The organism is Fusobacterium sp. (genome assembly GCF_030528405.1).
Classification (GTDB): domain Bacteria; phylum Fusobacteriota; class Fusobacteriia; order Fusobacteriales; family Fusobacteriaceae; genus Fusobacterium.
The window spans coordinates 24,540-44,368 of sequence record NZ_JAUMYY010000007.1 but is presented as its reverse complement, the minus strand read 5'-3'; the positions used below and the strand labels follow the sequence as shown (position 1 = coordinate 44,368).

At 27.7% G+C, this 19,829-nt stretch carries 17 protein-coding genes; all 17 read left to right on the top strand.

Annotated elements, in window-relative coordinates; all coding sequences use genetic code 11:
* Positions 1-4 precede the first annotated feature (4 nt).
* Complete coding sequence (locus tag Q4A58_RS02185) at positions 5-463, top strand: metallophosphoesterase (RefSeq protein ID WP_303116209.1); 459 nt, start codon at positions 5-7, stop codon at positions 461-463.
* Between the two features lie 35 nt (positions 464-498).
* Positions 499-1,515, top strand: a complete 1,017-nt coding sequence (gene pheS / locus Q4A58_RS02180; protein ID WP_303116207.1) for a phenylalanine--tRNA ligase subunit alpha — start codon at positions 499-501, stop codon at positions 1,513-1,515.
* 34 nt (positions 1,516-1,549) lie between these two features.
* Positions 1,550-3,940 carry a phenylalanine--tRNA ligase subunit beta gene (gene pheT, locus Q4A58_RS02175; protein ID WP_303116204.1) on the top strand — a complete coding sequence of 797 codons (2,391 nt, stop codon included), beginning with the start codon at positions 1,550-1,552 and terminating at the stop codon, positions 3,938-3,940.
* A 144-nt stretch (positions 3,941-4,084) separates the two neighbouring features.
* Complete coding sequence (locus Q4A58_RS02170; protein WP_303116202.1) at positions 4,085-5,596, top strand: YfcC family protein; 1,512 nt, start codon at positions 4,085-4,087, stop codon at positions 5,594-5,596.
* Between the two features lie 97 nt (positions 5,597-5,693).
* Entirely contained in the window at positions 5,694-6,056 is a 363-nt protein-coding gene (locus tag Q4A58_RS02165; protein ID WP_303116201.1) for an arsenate reductase family protein, read from the top strand.
* 27 nt (positions 6,057-6,083) lie between these two features.
* Positions 6,084-7,361, top strand: a complete 1,278-nt coding sequence (brnQ, locus tag Q4A58_RS02160) for a branched-chain amino acid transport system II carrier protein (RefSeq protein WP_303116200.1) — start codon at positions 6,084-6,086, stop codon at positions 7,359-7,361.
* A gap of 163 nt (positions 7,362-7,524) precedes the next feature.
* Positions 7,525-8,736 (top strand): tyrosine--tRNA ligase, encoded by a 1,212-nt coding sequence (gene tyrS / locus Q4A58_RS02155; protein WP_303116198.1) that lies wholly within the window; start codon positions 7,525-7,527, stop codon positions 8,734-8,736.
* A 5-nt stretch (positions 8,737-8,741) separates the two neighbouring features.
* The gene (locus tag Q4A58_RS02150) at positions 8,742-9,206 is read left to right on the top strand and encodes a GNAT family N-acetyltransferase (protein ID WP_303116197.1); all 465 of its coding nucleotides are present in this window, start codon (positions 8,742-8,744) and stop codon (positions 9,204-9,206) included.
* Between the two features lie 7 nt (positions 9,207-9,213).
* Complete coding sequence (gene nth, locus Q4A58_RS02145) at positions 9,214-9,867, top strand: endonuclease III (RefSeq protein WP_303116196.1); 654 nt, start codon at positions 9,214-9,216, stop codon at positions 9,865-9,867.
* Positions 9,868-10,017: 150 nt separating this feature from the next.
* On the top strand, positions 10,018-11,193 hold the full coding sequence (nifS, locus tag Q4A58_RS02140) for a cysteine desulfurase NifS (protein ID WP_303116194.1): 1,176 nt from the start codon (positions 10,018-10,020) through the stop codon (positions 11,191-11,193).
* Positions 11,194-11,238: 45 nt separating this feature from the next.
* On the top strand, positions 11,239-11,619 hold the full coding sequence (gene nifU / locus Q4A58_RS02135) for a Fe-S cluster assembly scaffold protein NifU (RefSeq protein WP_303116221.1): 381 nt from the start codon (positions 11,239-11,241) through the stop codon (positions 11,617-11,619).
* Between the two features lie 122 nt (positions 11,620-11,741).
* On the top strand, positions 11,742-12,590 hold the full coding sequence (locus Q4A58_RS02130) for a MurR/RpiR family transcriptional regulator (RefSeq protein ID WP_303116192.1): 849 nt from the start codon (positions 11,742-11,744) through the stop codon (positions 12,588-12,590).
* Between the two features lie 179 nt (positions 12,591-12,769).
* Positions 12,770-13,843, top strand: coding sequence for an AbgT family transporter (locus tag Q4A58_RS02125; protein WP_303116191.1), 1,074 nt, complete (start codon positions 12,770-12,772; stop codon positions 13,841-13,843).
* Between the two features lie 13 nt (positions 13,844-13,856).
* Positions 13,857-14,582 carry a gamma-glutamyl-gamma-aminobutyrate hydrolase family protein gene (locus tag Q4A58_RS02120; protein ID WP_303116189.1) on the top strand — a complete coding sequence of 242 codons (726 nt, stop codon included), beginning with the start codon at positions 13,857-13,859 and terminating at the stop codon, positions 14,580-14,582.
* A 170-nt stretch (positions 14,583-14,752) separates the two neighbouring features.
* Complete coding sequence (locus tag Q4A58_RS02115) at positions 14,753-16,255, top strand: D-alanyl-D-alanine carboxypeptidase family protein (RefSeq protein ID WP_303116187.1); 1,503 nt, start codon at positions 14,753-14,755, stop codon at positions 16,253-16,255.
* Positions 16,256-16,269: 14 nt separating this feature from the next.
* Positions 16,270-17,757: a carboxypeptidase M32 gene (locus Q4A58_RS02110; RefSeq protein ID WP_303116220.1), complete on the top strand. Its 1,488-nt coding sequence runs from the start codon at positions 16,270-16,272 to the stop codon at positions 17,755-17,757.
* Between the two features lie 214 nt (positions 17,758-17,971).
* Positions 17,972-19,792 (top strand): molecular chaperone HtpG, encoded by a 1,821-nt coding sequence (gene htpG, locus Q4A58_RS02105; RefSeq protein WP_303116186.1) that lies wholly within the window; start codon positions 17,972-17,974, stop codon positions 19,790-19,792.
* Positions 19,793-19,829 lie beyond the last annotated feature (37 nt).

Below are 19,829 nucleotides of genomic sequence, written 5' to 3'. Positions count from 1 at the left end.
ATAAATGAAAAAAATTTTAGTTTTATCAGATAGTCATGGTCATTTTGAAAAGGTATTAAAAATTTATGAAAAAGAAAAACCAGACATTCTTGTATATGCAGGAGATGGACTTAGAGATATTGAAAATTTATCCTGTATATATGAGGGTGAGTTTTATCTTGTCAATGGAAATTGTGATTTTTTTGAAAAAAATTATGGTCTTTTAAAAGTTTTAGAGATAGAAAAATTTAAGATTTTTATAACACATGGACATGCTTATCAGGTAAAAAATGATTTAGAAAAATTAAAAGAAGAAACCAGAAAATTAAAGGCTGATATTGTTATTTTTGGGCATACTCATAGAGAAATTTTAGAAAAATATGAGAGTTTTTATCTATTTAACCCAGGTGCATGCCAAGATGGTAAATATGGTTTTATTATTATAAATGAGGGAAGGATAGATTTTTATCATAGGAAGATTTAGCTTCTTAGAGATAAATATTTTTATTAGGGGGAAAAATGAAGGAAGAAATTCTAAAAATAAAAGAAAGCATAGAAAACGCAATAAAAGAAAATAATTCTTTGCAGGCTTTAGATGATTTAAGAATTAATTATATGGGAAAAAAAGGAATATTTACAGAGCTTTCTAAAAAAATGAAAAATTTAACTAGCGAGGAAAGACCTAAGATAGGTCAAATTATAAATGAGACAAAAGAATTTATAATAGATTTAATTGAAAAGAAAAATCTTGAGTTAAAAGAAAAAGAACTTAATAAGAAATTATCTTCAGAACTTATCGATATAAGTTTGCCAGGGATAAGACAAGAAGGAGGAACTATTCATCCTGTTAATGAAACAATGAATTTCATAAAAGATATATTTATAAAAATGGGTTTTGATGTTGTCGATGGTCCAGAAATTGAAAAAGTTGAATATAATTTTGATGCTTTAAACATTCCAAAATCTCATCCCTCAAGAGAGTTAACTTATACATTATACATAACTGATTCAGTTCTTTTAAGAACACAGACTTCTCCTGTACAAATAAGGTATATGTTAGAAAATAAAGCACCTCTTAGAATGATTTGTCCAGGAAAAGTTTATAGACCAGATTATGATATTTCTCATACTCCAATGTTTCACCAAATGGAAGGATTAGTTATAGGTAGTGATATTTCTTTCGCTGATTTAAAAGGAATTTTAACTCATTTTGTAAAAGAAGTATTTGGAGAAAGAAAGGTAAGATTTAGACCGCATTTCTTTCCATTCACAGAGCCAAGTGCAGAGATGGATGTAGAATGTAATATTTGTCATGGGGACGGATGTAGACTTTGTAAAGATAGTGGTTGGTTAGAAATAATGGGTTGTGGTATGGTTGATCCTGAAGTTCTTAAATATGTAGGTTTTGATCCAGAAGAAGTTAATGGCTTTGCTTTTGGTTTAGGAATAGAAAGAATAACAATGCTAAGACATGGAATTGGAGATTTAAGAGCATTTTTTGAAAATGATATAAGATTTTTAAAACAATTCAAATAGATAAGCTTAGATAATTAATTCTGGAGGAGAAAAAATGTTAATTTCGTTAAATTGGTTAAAACAATATATAGATATAAAAGAAAATGTTGAAGAGTTAGCTTTTGCACTTACTATGATAGGACAAGAGGTAGAGGCTATAGAAACTCAAGGAAAACATCTTGATAATGTTGTAATAGGACAAATTATTGAGTTTGAAAAGCATCCTAGTGCAGATAAATTAAGTTTATTAAAAGTTAATATAGGAGAGGAAGAACCTTTACAAATAATTTGTGGAGCTACGAACCATAAATTAAATGATAAGGTAGTTGTAGCTAAAATAGGGGCTATTTTACCAGGAGAATTTAAGATTAGAAAAAATAAAATAAGAGATATAGAATCTCATGGTATGTTATGTTCTGAGGTAGAATTAGGAATTGGAGAAAATAAAGATGGAATCATAATACTTTCTGAAGGAGCACCTATAGGACAAGATTATAGAGAGTATTTAAACTTAAATGATGTTATTTTTGAATTGGAGATAACACCAAATAGACCTGATTGTTTGTCACATATAGGTATAGCTAGAGAGATAGCAGCTTATTATGGACGAAAAGTAAAGTATCCAAATGTAGATTTAAGAGAGTCCATAGAATCTGTAAATACTTTAATAAAAGCGAATATAGAAGATAAAGACAGATGTAAAAGATATATGGGTAGAATTATAAAAAATGTGGAAATAAAGGAATCTCCTAATTGGCTTAAAGAGAGAATAAAAAGTATGGGATTAAAGCCTATAAATAATGTAGTTGATATAACAAATTATGTTATGTTTGAATACAATCAACCAATGCATGCTTTTGATTTTGATAAATTACAAGGGAATATAAATATTAGAGCAGCTAAATTTGGAGAAAAGCTAATTACCTTAGATGGTGTAGAAAGAGAATTAAAAGATAGTGAACTTGTTATAGCTGATGATGTTAAAGCTATTGCTTTAGCTGGAATCATTGGAGGAAAGTCAACTCAAATAGAAAATGAAACAAAAAATATATTTTTAGAAGTAGCTTATTTTACTCCTGAAAATATAAGAAAAACATCCAGAGAACTAGGTATTTTTACAGATTCTTCTTATAGAAATGAAAGAGGCTTAGATATAGAAAATTTAAATGTTGTTATGGATAGGGCAATTTCTTTGATTTCAGAGGTAGCAGGTGGAGAAATTTTATCTGAAGCTATTGATAGATACATAGAGAAACCCATAAGAGTTGAAATTCCTTTAAATCTTGAAAAATTGAATAAATTTATAGGAAAAAATTTAAGTTACGATGAAGTTGGAAGAATACTAACAAATTTAGATATAACAATAAAATCTTTAGCAGGGGTTAATATGATCTTAGTTCCTCCTAGTTATAGAACAGATCTTCAAAGAGCTGCAGATATATACGAGGAGATAATAAGGATGTATGGCTTTGAAAATATAGAAGCTAGAATACCTGAGGCAAGTATAGAATCTGGTAATGAAAATACTAATTTTACTATATCTAATTTAATAAGAAATATATTAAAAGAATCTGGTTTAAATGAAGTTATAAACTATAGTTTTATTCCTAGAGAAGCAAGAACTTTATTTAATTTAGGTGAAAATTTGATAGAAATAAAAAATCCTTTGAGTGAAGATATGGCAATAATGAGACCAAGTCTTATATATAGCTTAGTGAGCAATATAAAGGATAATTTAAATAGAAAACAAAATGATTTAAAAATTTTTGAAGTGGCAAAATCATTTAGTGATTTCTCTAAAGAAAATCTAGCAAAGGAAGATCTAAAGATAGGTATAGCACTTTGTGGAAGAGCAGAAAGAACATTATGGAGTCAATCTAAAGAAAACTATAACTTTTTTAATTTAAAAGGTTATGTAGAAAATCTTTTTGAAAAACTTGGTATAGTTAAATATTCTTTAGAGAGATCAAAAAATGGTAATTTTCATCCAGGGGTTAGTGCAGATTTGAAAATAGGAAAAGAATTACTAGGAACTTTTGGAGAGATACATCCAGTATTAGTTGAAAAATTAGGTATAAAAAGAGAGAAAATATATTATGCAGAGTTTAATTTGACCAGTATGCTTAAGTATATGAAAATAAAAGTAAATTATCAAAGCATAAGTAAATATCCAGAAGTTTTAAGAGATTTAGCTGTGACTTTGGATAGAGAAATATTAGTTGGAGATATGATAAAAGAGATTAGAAAAAAAGTAAGTCTAATAGAAAAAATAGATATATTCGATGTATATTCTGGTGATAAAATAGAAAATAATAAAAAATCTGTTGCTATGAGCATAGTATTGAGAGATAAATATAAAACCTTGGAAGAAGAAGAAATAGATAAAGTAATGACAGACATACTTAATTTAATTAAAGAAAAATATGATGGAGAAATAAGAAGATAGAAGAATATAAATTTTCCTTTTATTTACAGTTTTAAAATAACTAATATAATTGTTACTAAGGTTGTAAAAAAAAGATTGACATTTCCACTTTTAAATTATAGAATTATGCTTATTTCAATTAATGTTTTAAGGGGGGAGTGGTAATTGAAAAGGAAAGGTTTTGAATTTCCAACAGCTTATTCTGTATTGTTTTTAATTTTAATTTTAGTAACTGTATTGACACACATAATACCAGCAGGAAAGTATTCTAGATTGACCTATAGCACAGAAGAAAAAGTGTTTCTTATAGATAAGGTGGGAATGGAAACAAAAACTTTGGAAGCTAATCAAGAAAATCTAAGTAATTTAGGAATAAATATTGACTTAAATAAATTTACAGAAGGAACTATAAAAAAGCCCATGGCAATTCCTGATACTTATGAAAGAATAGAAGAAAAAAAAGCACAGGGATTAGCAGAATTAATTGCTGCTCCAGTAGCTGGTCTTATGGATTCAATGGATATAGTTATCTTTGTCTTTGTATTAAGTGGAATAGTTGGAGTTGTTAATAAAACAGGAACATTTAATATAGCAATGAAGAGTATTTCTCAGAGAACTAAGGGTAAGGAATTTGCCTTAGTAATAGTTTCATTTATTTTTTTTGCCATAGGAGGAACAACATTTGGATTTTGGGAAGAAACAATTCCCTTTTATACGATATTAATTCCATTATTTCTATCAAATGGTTTTGATATATTAATTCCAATGGCAACAATACTTTTAGGTTCAGCTGTGGGATGTATGTTTTCAACAGTGAATCCGTTTTCGACTATTATAGCCTCTAATGCAGCTGGTATATCATTTAATGAAGGATTAAAATTTAGATTTTTTGCATTAATTATATTCTCAATAATAGCATTGCTATATATTTATTATTACTTTAAAAAGGTACAAAAAAATCCAGATAGTTCTCTAGTTTTAGATATTCAAGCTGCAGCGAAGGAAAAATTTATAAAAGGATATGATGAAGATTCTAAAACTGTTTTAGATTTTAAACAAAAGATAATTTTATTTTTATTTTTATTTCAATTTGTTATTATGATCTGGGGAGTTGCTTCACTAGATTGGTGGTTTCAAGAAATTGCGGGAATGTTTTTTGGAATTGCTATAATCATAATGTTTTTATCTGGACTTAGTGAAAAAGAAGCAGTTAATGGCTTTATCAATGGAACTTCAGAGGTAGTGGGAGTAGCTTTAATTATAGGTTTAGCTAGAGCAATAAATATAATAATGGAGAATGGAATGATTTCAGACACTTTACTTTTTTATTCATCCAATTTAGTTTCTGGGATGAATAAAGGAATATTTTCAATAGCTTTGTTATTTATTTTTGCTTTTTTAGGAATTTTTATACCTTCAACATCAGGATTGGCAGTACTATCTATGCCTATACTAGCACCACTTGCTGATACAGTAGGAATATCTAGATCTATGGTTGTAGATGCTTTTGCATGGGGACAGGGAGTAATCTTATTTATAACTCCTACAGGATTGATATTTGTTGCCTTACAAATAGCTGGAATTTCATATAATAAATGGTTGAAATTTGTAATGCCACTTATTTTTATAATTTCAATTTTGATAGTAATAATTCAATACCTAAAAGCAATTATATAAATTTAATAGTGAGGAAGTTTATGACATATTATAAACTTCTTTTTTATTTTTAATACTTATGGTATAATCATAAAATAATAAAATAATTGGAGGAAATATGAAAAAAGTAGAATTTATAAATTATCCTAAATGCAGTACTTGTGTTAAAGCAAGAAAATGGTTGGAAAATAATAATATAAACTTTGAAAATAGAGATATTATAACTAAAAATCCAAATGTTGAAGAAATAAAAAATTATTTAAAATTGAGTGGTAAGGAAGTAAAGAAATTTTTTAATACAAGTGGAATACTTTATAGAGAAATGAATTTAAAAGAGAAACTTAATAATATGACAGAAAGAGAAATGATAGAACTTTTAGCAACAAATGGAAAATTAGTAAAAAGACCATTATTAGTGTTAAATGATAATGTTTTAATAGGATTTAAAGAAGAAGAGTGGGGAAATTTTTTAAAATTATAAAAAATATATAAAAAGGGGAGATAAAAAATGTACAAGATATCAGAAATTATAACAACAGGCTTTGCGCTTTTTGCAATGCTTTTTGGAGCAGGGAATTTGATTTTTCCTCCTATATTAGGTTATGAATTAGGGAATAATTGGTCACTAGCTGCATTTGCATTTATATTGACAGGTGTTGGAATACCACTTTTAGGTCTAATTTCGGTGGCTATAACAGGAAAAAGTGTTCATAATTTTGCAGATAAAGTGTCGCCTTTATTTTCTAAAATTTATGCAATAGCATTGATATTATCAATAGGTCCACTTTTAGCCCTTCCAAGAACGGGAGCAACAGCTTACGAAGTTACTTTTTTCCATGCAGGTTATACATCTTCAGCATTGAAATATATTTATTTAGGAATATACTTTACAATAGCCTTGTTTTTCTCTTTAAAATCAAGTAAAGTTATAGATAGAATAGGAAAAATATTGACACCAGTTTTAATAATTGTTTTATTTATAATTTTAGTTAAGGGGGTTTTCTTTAGTAATTTACCTGTAGCAGAAAAAAGTTTTGATTTACCTTTCAAAAAAGGTTTTATTGAAGGTTATCAAACTTTGGATGCCTTAGCAATGATAGCTTTTTCAGGGGTTGTCTTAGCAGCAGTTAGAAATGGAAGAGAATTAACTAAAAAACAGGAGATTTCATTTCTATTAAAAACAGGTTTTATAGCAACTGCTGGTTTAGCTCTTGTATATGCGGGGCTTACTTATATAGGAGCAACTTTTGGAGGTTTTGAGTTACTAAAAGATGTTCAAAGAACAGATTTACTTGTAAAAATTTCTAGTACTCTATTAGGGAAATTTGGCTATGTTATACTTGGAGTATGTGTTGCAGGAGCTTGTTTAACTACAGCTATAGGATTGATAGTTTCTGTGGCTGAGTATTTTAGTGGACTTTTAAATATACCTTATCAAAAATTAGTTTTGATAACTACTATCTGGGCATATGTTATAGCTATATTTGGGGTTAATTTTATAGTTGTAATATCTGTTCCTATTCTTATTTTTCTTTATCCAATAAGCATAGCTTTAATATTTTTAAATTTATTAAAAATTGAAAATGATAAAGTTCATAAAGGAGTAGTTCTTGTAAGTGGTCTTATTGGATTGTATGAGGCCTTAGGAGTAGCAGGAGTAACATTACCTCAACAATTTTCAAAAATTTATGCTATGCTTCCTTTGAGCAATATGGGCTTAGCTTGGGTACTTCCAGCACTTATAGTTGGATTTATTTGTGGAATAAATAAAAAAATAACAAAATAAAAAAATTTTAAATAAGGAGATTGGAATAAAATAAAGCTATTTTAAAGTAAAAATAGGGGCTATTGCAAAACTTACTTAATGATAGGCTGCAATAGTCCCTTTAATATAATAAAATATATATATTGTATTTTTCTACAGTTATAGAATAAGGGAGGGAGAAAAAATGAGAAATGTATATGAAACTCTTATGGAAAGAGGTTACTTAAAGCAATTTACACATGAGGAAGAAACAAAAGAATTATTAGAAAAAGAAAAGATAACATTTTATATAGGTTTTGATCCCACAGCAGATAGTTTGCATGTAGGGCATTTTATTGCCATGATGTTTATGGCTCATATGCAAAAGCATGGTCATAGACCTATTGCACTTCTTGGTGGAGGAACAGCTATGGTTGGAGATCCAAGTGGTAGAACAGATATGAGAACTATGCTTACTAGAGAAAAGATAGAACACAATATAGAGTGTATTAAAAAGCAAATGCAAAAATTTATTGATTTTTCAGATGAAAAAGCAATACTTGTAAATAATGCAGACTGGCTTTTTGATTTGAATTATATAGATTTTTTAAGAGATGTAGGGGTTCATTTTTCTGTAAATAGAATGTTATCTGCTGAATGTTTTAAATCTAGAATGGAAAATGGTCTTTCATTTCTTGAGTTTAATTATATGTTGATGCAAGGATATGATTTTTTGGTATTACAAAAAAAATATGGTTGCATAATGCAATTAGGTGGTGACGATCAATGGTCCAATATGATAGCAGGTGTAGATTTAATTAGAAAAAAAGAAAAAAAACCTGCATACGCTATGACTTGTACACTTCTTACAAATAGCGAAGGTCAAAAAATGGGAAAAACTGCAAAGGGTGCTCTTTGGTTAGATGCTGAAAAAACTTCTCCCTATGAATTTTATCAGTATTGGAGAAATGTAGGAGACAGAGATGTAGAAAAATGTTTGGCACTTTTAACTTTTTTACCTATGGACGAAGTAAAAAGATTAGGAGCTTTAAAAGATGCTCAAATAAATGAGGCAAAAAAAATATTGGCCTATGAGGTGACAAAACTAGTTCATGGAAAAGAAGAAGCTGATAAAGCTAAAGAAGCTACTGAAGCTCTTTTTGGTGCAGGGAATAACTTAGATAATGCTCCCACTATTGAACTCTTAGAAGTAGATTTTGGAAAGGAACTTTTAGATATATTAGTAGATAGAAAAATTCTAAAGACAAAAAGTGAAGGTAGAAGATTAATTGAACAAAATGGAATGTCTTTAAATGATGAGAAGATAGTGGATGTAAAATTTTTGATTGATTCTAAAACTTTAGGACTTTTAAAAATAGGAAAAAAGAAATTTTATAATATAGTCAAAAATAGGTGATACTTTTGTCTAAATTTAAACTTAGAAATATGGAAGAGAAAGATATAGATGTAATTTATAAGCATATACATAAGGATTATGTGAATAAATATTTTAAAAATGAAAGAGAATTAAAAGAACTTCATAATAGAGAATACAAATCTATACTTCAATCTAAAGAATATATATTTCATATTTTTGAAAATAATTCAGAGGATTTTATTGCTATGGTAAGGCATAGATTAAAAGATGAAATTTCAGAGATAGCTATATATTTAAATAAAGAATTTAGAGGAAAAAAACACTCAAAAGAAATATTGAAAACGAGTATTGAAAAATTAAGGGTTCAAAGAAAGGAAATAAAACTTATTAAAGCTTTAATTCTTAAAGAAAATATAATATCTCAGAAATTATTTTTAAGTTTAAAATTTAAATTAAGAGAAATAAAAACTTATGATACCATTGATTATTTAATCTTAGTTTTAGATTGAGGAAAAAATGACCAAGAAAGAAAAAGTAAAAAATATATTAATAAAAATGAAAGAAAAATTCGGAAAGCCACAGTGTGCTTTAAAATTTAATAGTCCTTTTGAACTTCTGGTTGCAGTTATATTATCAGCTCAGTGTACAGATGTCAGAGTAAACATAGTGACAAAAAGTATGTTTAAAGAAGTTAATACGCCAGAAGACTTTGCAAATCTTCCCTTAGAGAAAATAGAAGACTATATAAAGAGTACTGGATTTTTTAGAAATAAAGCAAAAAATATAAAAAAATGTAGTATTCAATTATTGGAAGAATACAATGGTGAAATTCCAAAAGATATGGATAAGTTGACTAAATTAGCTGGAGTTGGAAGAAAAACAGCAAATGTTGTAAGAGGTGAAATTTGGGGATTAGCTGATGGAATAACTGTGGATACACATGTTAGAAGAATAACTAATCTAATAGGACTTGTCAAAAATCAAGATCCTATAAAAATAGAGAGAGAACTTATGAAAATTGTTCCCAAAAAATATTGGATAGATTTCTCTCACTATATAATTTTACATGGTAGGGATAAATGTATTGCAAGAAGACCTAAATGTGGAGACTGTGAAATAAAAGAGTACTGTGATTATGGAATAAAAAAATTAATTTCTCTTGAGAAATAAGAATAAGCTGTGTTTAAAATCTTTACATGGGATGGAAGGCACAGCTTTTAAAATTAATTGAAAAACAAAAAAAATTAGAAATTATATTCTTGACAATTATAGTAAATAATGATATAAAATATCTAGAGATAATTAGGGAGATGAGAGTTTATGAAAGTTTATTTAGATAATAACGCCACTACAAAAGTAGATGAAAAAGTTTTGGAAGCGATGCTACCTTACTTTTCAGAATATTATGGCAATCCATTTAGTTTACATTTATTTGGTGCTGAAACAGGGAAGGCGGTATCTGAAGCAAGAAAAAAGATAGCAGATATTTTAAGAGCAAAGCCAAGTGAAATAATTTTTACTGCATCAGGAAGTGAATCTGATAACTTAGCTGTAAGAGGAATTGCAAGAGCATATAAACATAGAGGAAAACATATAATTACAAGTTCAATAGAGCATCCAGCAATAAAAGATACTTTTATAGATTTAATGGAAGATGGATTTGAAATTTCAGTTATTCCTGTTGATGAAAATGGAGTTATAATTTTAGACGAATTTAAAAAAGCTTTAAGAGAAGATACGATTTTAGTAAGTATAATGCATGCCAATAATGAGGTTGGAAGTTTTCAACCTATTGAAGAAATAGCAAAAATCACAAAGGAAAGAAAAATTATATTTCATGTTGATGCTGTCCAAAGTATGGGAAAACTTGAAATTTATCCAGAAAAGATGGGAATAGATCTTCTATCATTCTCAGGTCATAAGTTCTATGCACCTAAAGGGGTTGCAGTTCTTTATAAAAGAGATGGAGTTCGTTTAGGGAAAGTAATGACAGGTGGAAATCAGGAGGGAAAAAGAAGACCAGGAACCTCTAATACACCATATATAGTAGGAATAGCTAAAGCTTTAGAGATGGCTGTTGCAGGAATGAAAGAGGAATGGGCGAGAGAAGAACAGTTAAGAGATTATTTTGAAGCAGAAGTTGTAAAAAGAATTCCTGAGGTAATTATAAATGCCAAAACTGTTAAAAGACTTCCAGGAACTTCTAGCATTACTTTTAAATATTTAGAAGGAGAATCAATTCTTTTAAACCTAAGTCTTAAAGGCATAGCAGTAAGTTCAGGTTCAGCATGTTCATCTGATAGCTTACAACCATCACATGTACTTCTGGCAATGGGTATACCAGCTGAGTGTGCTCATGGAACAATAAGATTTTCTTTAGGAAAGTACAATACTAAAGCAGAAATAGATTATACAGTTGAATGTTTAGTTGAAATAATTTCTAAATTGCGAGCTATTTCGCCATTATGGAATGCATATCAAGCAAATAAGGATTAAATGGTTGATTTTTAAAAATAATTTTAAAATTTTAAGGAGATGAAAATTATGTATACAGAAAAGGTAATGGAACATTTTATGAATCCACACAATGTTGGAGTAATTGAAAATCCAGATGGATATGGAAAAGTTGGAAACCCTTCTTGTGGAGATATAATGGAAATTTTTATAAAGGTAAAAGATAATATATTAACAGATGTAAAATTTAGAACTTTCGGTTGTGCTTCTGCTATAGCCAGTTCGTCAATTTCAACAGATTTAATAATTGGTAAAACTGTTGAAGAAGCATTACAAGTTACAAATAAAGCTGTTGTTGAAGCCTTAGGAGGATTACCAGCTGTAAAAATGCATTGTTCTGTTTTAGCTGAAGAGGCTATAAAAAATGCAATAGAGGACTACATAGCAAAAAGAGATGCAGCTAAGTAAACTATAAGAAAATTACATATTTTTATAAGTGAAGGGGGGATTTTAAAATCTCCTTTTTCTTTTTTTCTGTATATGGTAAGATGTTTATAAGTTATCTAAGATTTGAAAGGAGGTAGTCAAATATGGATAGAGTACACAAGTTTTATAAAGATAATTATGAAACTCTCACGAGGGTTGAGAAAAAAATAGCCGAATTTATAGCTAAAAATCCTAGGAAAGTAATTTTATTATCTGCTTTAGAACTGGGTAAAGAAATAGGTGTAAGTGATGCATCAGTATTAAGATTTTCAAAAAATATAGGTTTTAATAAATTCAATGATTTTAAAAATTATGTTGCATTAGAGTTAAGTGAAAGGAATCCAAATGAAAGAATAGCTAGAAATTGGGATAATTTTAATTCACAAAATGATATTGCTAATAAAATTGTAAGTGGAGATTTAAAAAATATAGAAGAGTTTCTATTGAATTTAGATTTTGAAAAAATAGATAAAACAGTTAGGATGATAGAAAACGCAAAAAAAATATATTTTTTAGGAATAGGTTCAAGTCGTGCTATATCACAGTTTATGTATTGGTATATAAAAAAATTGGGCTATAATGCCGAATGTATTAATGAAGGAGGTCTAGGACTTTATGATGTCCTTTCACATATAAAAAAAGGAGATCTTCTTATTGTATTTACACTTCCTAAATTTTTAATAGATGAAATTAAAGCTGTAAAGATAACAAAGGAGAAAGCGGCTTCAGTAATAACTATAACAAGTAATATTTTTTCTGAAATAAGTTTTTTGAGTGATGTAGTTTTTAAAATACCAATTGAAAATAATGGATTCTTTAATTCATATATAGTACCTATGGAGTTTTGTAATATAATTCTGACAACACTTTTTGAAAAAAATAAGGAAAGGATTTATAAAAAATGGCAAAAAAATAGTCTAATGAAAAATTTTCTTTTTTCATCAGAAAGTTAGATATAAAAATAAAAAATTTCTAGAAAATATTTATATAAAAAAATGAGTGTAGCATTATAAAATAATGTCAATTTTAATTATTTTGCTGTTGTACACTCATTTTTTGTTGACAAAACTACACATAAATATTATTATGTAGTATAAACTACAAAAATTATTAAAGGGAGGTTTGTTTTTTTATGAAAAACGGGAAAAATGAAAAAAAGGGTTTTTTAGGAAGGGGTGCAATGATTTCAAATCTTTTACCTCATCCAGTAACCATTTTTATTATTTTATCTGTTATATTTTCTAAAATGGGGGTAGCTGTTGAGATTGAAGTTATTAACAAGAGTATAAAACAGATTGAATTACGAACTTTAAATGTTAAAAATTTTGCCTCTTTTGAAGTTTTGGGAATAGTATTACTATTTATCACTTTATTTTTTTATTTCTTCAATGAAATATGCTTATTTCTAAAATTTTTAAAAAGATCTATGCAAAAAATAAAAGAGAAGGAAATTTCCTTGTATATAGCATTTTTGAAGTTAAATTTTTCTTTTGCAGGAAACAGTGGCTATTTTTTAATTTCTGGAATTATTTATAAAAAATTTAAGAAAAATACCAAAAGAGGACTTTTAAGATGGAGCCCTCTTTTATCAAAAATAAGAGCAACGTTTTGTTTTACCTTTTTTATTCTAGTTAAACTTTATGATAAAGTAATTAAAAAAGTTAAAAATGCTAAAAATTTAATGAATTTTTTATTTAAATCTCTTGATGGTTTTGAAGATTTTATAGTATTGTGCCTCTTTTCATCTGTTTTTATATCATGGTTTTCTTATACTCAATTGGGAATTATAATTGCAGCAAGAAATGGAAGTTCTTTATTAAATATAGATTTAACTTATCTTCCATTAGTTATAGCATTTATGTTATTTTATTCATTTGCTAATTTGTTCATTGGTTCTATGACAAGTAAATATATATTATTTGTTCCAATTTTTTTACTAATACTTTATAAAATAGGTATTTCACCTGAGTTAACTCAGTTTGCCTACAGAATAGGGACTTCTTCAATAGATATTATTTTTTCATTTATGTCTTATTTTGCGCTTGTTTTAATGTGTTACAATGAATATAATAGAAAATTTGGAATGAGAGATTTTCTAAGCTATATTATACATTCTATAATTATATTTATCTCTAGTTTAATTATTTTAGGGATTTGGCTTATTAAGAAGTTATCAATAGGACTTGGGACTGTTAATTTTTTATAAGGAGATATAATTTATGAAAAAACCTATAATAGGCATAACATCAGCATATGAGCTAGAAAAAGTCTTACTAAATTATCATAGAACTACGCTTAACATAGATTATACTAAATCTATTATAGAAGCTGGGGGAATACCCTTAGTCCTGCCCGTAACGAATAATAGAGATGTTATAGCAAAACAATTATCTTTATTAGATGGGTTAATTTTATCAGGCGGTGCCGATATAAACCCATTTTTATATGGGCAGGATTTTAAAAAGAATATAGGTATTGTATCTCCAGAACGAGATGAGTATGAAATAATAATATTAGATGAATTTTTAAAGACTAAAAAACCTATACTTGGAATATGTAGAGGGCACCAGCTGTTAAATGTTTATTTCAAAGGAACCCTTTTTCAAGATATAGCTTATTATGAACGAACAATACTAAATCACAAGCAAGAGTGTTATCCAGACTTAGCGACACACAATATAAATATAATAGATGAGGAGAATATTCTTTTTGAGTTATTTGGAAAACAAGTAAGTGTAAATTCGTTTCATCATCAGATTATAGATAAATTAGGCCAGGGATTAACAGCAATAGCTCAAGCAAATGATGGTGTAATAGAAGCTATTCAAATGAAAAATCATAAATTTCTTTATGGAATACAATGGCACCCCGAAATGATGGTTGTGAGAGGAAATAAAGAAATGAAAAGAATATTTGATAAATTTTTGGAAAGTTGTCTTAAATAAAACTCATAAAAAAATAGAAAAAATAAACTGCTATAAACTTGAATTAAACAACAAGCTGTAGCAGTTTTTTCATGTAGAAAATTAACATACTTAAAAATTGCATTTTTTTTATTTATATTTAATGTTATAATATAAAATGTTAGATTTTCAGAGAAATAAGAGGAGAAAAAATGTTAAAAAGAATTTATACACTATTCTTAATTTTTACTATGTTAGCCATATCAGATTTTGCTTACTCCGAATTAAAAGAAATAATTACAGTTGAAGAGTATTCAAAGCAATTTTTGGATGAAAATTTTGTTTTAGATAACGTAGAAAAAAAACAAGAAGAAAAAGTAGTAGAAGAAATTATTACTCAAGATATGGAGCTTCCAAAAAAAATAGGTGAAAATCTAGAAGAGAAGAAAATAGAGCAAAAAGAACTTATAGAAGAATTGAGGCAAGAAGAGAAAGAAATAGAAAGTAAAGCCGAAGATTTAGTCATTGAAGAGTTAAAAGAAGAATTAGATGAGGAAATAAAAGAAATAACTGAGATAAAAATAGAAGAATTTGTTGAAGAAGAGCTCTCTGATGAAAAATATGAAAAAGAGATGCGTGAAATACAAAAAAAAGAACTAAAAATTCCAAAAAAGAAAAATTTAGAGAAAGTAGATTGGGATTTACCTGATAATTTTAAAGCTGCTATTATAGGAGATTTAGATGGGAATATATACTATTCTAAAAATGCAGACAAATTGTATCCTCTTGCTTCAGTCACTAAAATGATGACACTTATGGTAACATTCGATGAAATAAAAGCTGGTAGAATATCACTTAAGGATAAAGTAAAAATAACAAAAGATGTAGTACATTATGGTGGGAGTGGAATCCCGTTAAAGGCAGGACAAATATATAAATTAGAAGACTTAATAAAAGCTTCAGCAATATATTCTGCTAACAATGCAACTTATGCCATAGCAAGGTATGTGGGAAAAGGGAGTGTATCTAAATTTGTAACAAAAATGAATAAAAAACTTGAAAAATTAGGTTTACAAAAAGATATAAAATATTATACTCCTGCAGGTTTACCCACAAGAATGACAAAAAAACCAATGGACTCTGGAACAGCAAGGGCAATATATAAGCTGTCGATGGAGGCCTTAAAATATAAAAAATATATTGAAATAGCAGGAATAAAAAATACTACTATCCATTCTGGGAAGGTTAAAATAAAAAATAGGAATCATCTTATTGGTAAAGAGGGAATATATGGAATAAAAACTGGTTATCATAAAGAAGCTAAGTACAATATAGCTGTAGCAAGCAACTTAGATAAAATAGATTTAGTAATAGTTGTTATGGGAGGAGAAACTTATACTTCCAGAGATAAAGTAGTTCTTGATTTAATAGAAATTTTTAAAGAAAATTATTATGTAGCAAATATTTTAGATAAGAAGAAAACTATAGCTACAGTTTCAGTAAAAGATAGTCAAACAAGGGTTCCAGTTGTTCCTGACAAAGACTACAAAATAGCTCTAAAAAATTCTCAAAGATATAGAGTGGAAATAAGGCAAAGAGAAAATATAAAATTAAATGTATTTAAAGGCGAAGATTTAGGAGAATATGATGTTTATATTGATGACAAAAAAATTTTTACAGGACGCTTACTGGCTAAAAAAGCAGTAAGTAATTAGGAGTTAAAATGAATATGAGAGAAAGGTTTAGAGAAATTATTAAAGAAAAAAATATGATAGCTGCAAATTTAGCTCTTGTGAGTTGGGATTTAGAAACAAGAGCAGCTAAGAGAGCCCGTAAACTATTATCTGATTTAAGTGCTGATTTAAGTATGAAGGAGTATAATATTTCAACTTCTGAAGAATTTATAAAACTGGTAAATAATTTAAACCAAATAAAAGATGAACTTTCAGATATAGAAAAAAGAGAAGTAGTTCTTTCTTTAGAAGAGATAGAAAAGATGAAAAAAATTCCTGCCAATGAGTATGAAGAATATTCAAGACTTATAGCAATAAATCAGGGAATTTGGGAAGAAGCAAAGCGAAAAAAAGATTTTTCAATAGTAAAAGAAAATTTAGAGAAGATTTTTGACTATAACAAAAAATTTGGAAATTACAGAAGAAAAACTGAAAAAAGCATCTATGATGTATTGTTAAATGATTATGAAAGAGGAATGGATAGTCAAAAATTAGATCTGTTTTTTGCTGAGCTAAAAAAAGAACTAGTTCCTCTTTTAAAAAAAATCCAAGAGAAAAGAAGTAAAAAAAGTAACAAACTAGAAGTAGAAATTGATAAAAATACACAATTTGAATTTGCAAAATATTTAGCTGAATATTTAGGATTTGATTTTGAAAGAGGAATTTTAGATATAAGTGAGCATCCTTTTACTTTAAATTTGAATAAAAATGATGTGAGAATAACGACAAAAAATATAAAAAACCTCCCTTTTTCAACAATATTTTCTACAATTCATGAAGTAGGGCATGCAATTTATGAGCAGCAAATAGGTGATGAACTTGTTGATACCTTACTTTGTAGTGGAGGAAGCATGGGACTTCACGAATCTCAATCAAGATTTTTTGAGAATATTTTAGGTAGAAGTGAAGAATTTTGGATGGCTATCTATGAAAAAGCAAAAGAATTTTATCCTTTTTTGAGAAATATTGAGTTTTCAGAATTTCATAGAGAAATAAATACTGTTAATACAGGGCTTATAAGAGTTGAGGCGGATGAACTTACTTATTCTCTTCATATAATGCTTAGGTATGAGTTGGAAAAATTGATTTTTGCAGATGAATTAAGAATAGATGACTTACCAAAAATCTGGTCAGAAAAAATGGAAAAATATTTGGGTGTAAAACCAGAGAATGATTCAGAGGGGCTTATGCAGGATGTTCACTGGTATGCAGGACTTATAGGATACTTTCCATCATATGCAATAGGTAATGCTTATTCTGCACAAATTTATAATGTTATGAAGAAAGATATAGATGTGGCACAAGCTTTAAAAAAAGGAGAAATTTATAAAATTAGAAAATGGTTGGAAGAAAAAATCCATAGGTTTGGAAAATTGAAAGAAACAGAGACTTTAATTAAAGAGCTTACAGGTGAAGAGCTGAATGCAAAGTACTATGTTGATTATTTAAAAGAAAAATATACAAAATTATATAATTTAGGTTAAAATTAAAAGGACTGTTGTAAATTAGATTTTTAAAAGTTTTGCTAAGTAGCTTAAATATTTTAAGAACTTAGGAAAGCTAATACTTATGAAATCTTTAAAATACAGCAGTCTTTTTTCTTGACAGAAATAAAAAGAGGATATATAATATAAAAAATTATTAGCCATTATATTGAAAGAGTGCTAAAAATAAATTATATAGAGAAGGAGTTTAGATATGAAAAAAGAATCAAGAGTTTTTCGCGCAGAAACTAAGGAATTACTGAACTTAATGATACATTCAATTTATACAAATAAGGAAATTTTTTTAAGAGAACTTATCTCAAATGCAAATGATGCAATAGACAAGCTAAAATTTAAAGCTTTGACAGAAACAGACATATTGGATGGTGATGATAATTTCAGAATAGAAATATCAGTTGATAAGGAAGCTAGAACTGTTACCATATTTGATAATGGAATTGGAATGACTTTCGATGAGGTTGATGATAATATAGGAACTATAGCTAAATCAGGATCAAAAATATTTAAAGAACAACTGGAAGAGGCGAAGAAAAATGATGTGGATATAATAGGACAATTTGGAGTTGGTTTTTATTCAGGCTTTATAGTTGCTGATAAGATAGAGTTTACAACAAAATCTCCATATTCAGAAAAGGGAGTGAGGTGGAGCTCAGATGGAACTGGGGAATATGAGATTGAAGAAATAGAAAGCAAAAAAAGAGGAACAACAATTACTCTGCATTTAAAAGAGGACGAGGAATATGCAGAATTTTTGGAAGATTGGAAGATAAAGGATCTAGTAAAAAAATATTCAAATTATATAAGATATGAAATTTATTTTAAAGATGAGGTAATAAACTCTACAAAGCCGATTTGGAAAAAAGATAAAAAAGAATTAAAAGATGAGGACTATAATGAGTTTTATAAGGCTACTTTCCATGATTGGAACGATCCTTTAATGCATATTAACTTAAAAGTTCAAGGTAATATTGAATATAACTCACTTTTATTTATACCTAAAAAATTGCCATTTGATTTCTATACTAAGTCTTTTAAAAGAGGTTTACAGTTATATACAAAAAATGTGTTTATAATGGATAAATGTGAAGAGTTAATACCAGAATACTTTAGCTTTATTTCTGGTTTAGTAGATTGTGATAGCTTATCTCTTAATATTTCAAGAGAAATTTTACAACAAAATTCAGAGCTTCAAGCTATTTCAAAGAATTTAGAAAAGAAAATTATATCTGAATTTGAAAAATTACTAAAAAATGATAGAGAGAAATATATAGAGCTTTGGAAGGAATTTGGAAGAAATATAAAGGCTGGAGTGCAAGATATGTTTGGAATGAACAAGGAAAAACTTCAGGACTTATTAATATTTACTTCATCTTATGAGGATAAATATGTAACTTTAAAAGAGTACGTGGATAGAATGGGAGAAAACAAAGAAATTTTATTTGTTTCTGGTGAAAGTTTAGATATGGTTAAGTCGTTGCCAAAAATGGAAAAACTGAAAGAGCAAGGTAGAGAAGTTTTAATTTTAACAGATAAAATAGATGAATTTACACTTACAGCTATGATGAATTATGAAGGTAAAGATTTTAAATCTATAAATAGTTCAGATTTTAAATTGGATGAAAGTAAAGAAAAAGAAGAAGAAATTAAAAAAATTGCAGAAGATAATAAAACTTTAATGGAAAAAGTTAAAGATATATTAAAAGATAAGGTATCGGAAGTTGAAGTGAATAATAACATTGGAAATGGGGCTTCTTCACTTTTAGCAAAGGGACCTATAAGCTTAGAGATGGAAAAAGTTTTAGCAGATATGCCAGGAGCTGAAATGAATAAAGCAATAAAAGTTTTGGCTATAAATCCAGAACATGGACTTTTTGAAAAATTAAAATTGGCAGAAGGAACAGAGAACTTTGAAAAAATTGTAGATATACTATATAATCAAGCTTTAATTTTAGAGGGCTTTCCTATTGATAACCCTGTTCAGTTTATTAAAAACTTAAATACTTTAATTAAATAAAATTTTTTATTAAAAAGGCTAGTCATATTTGACCAGC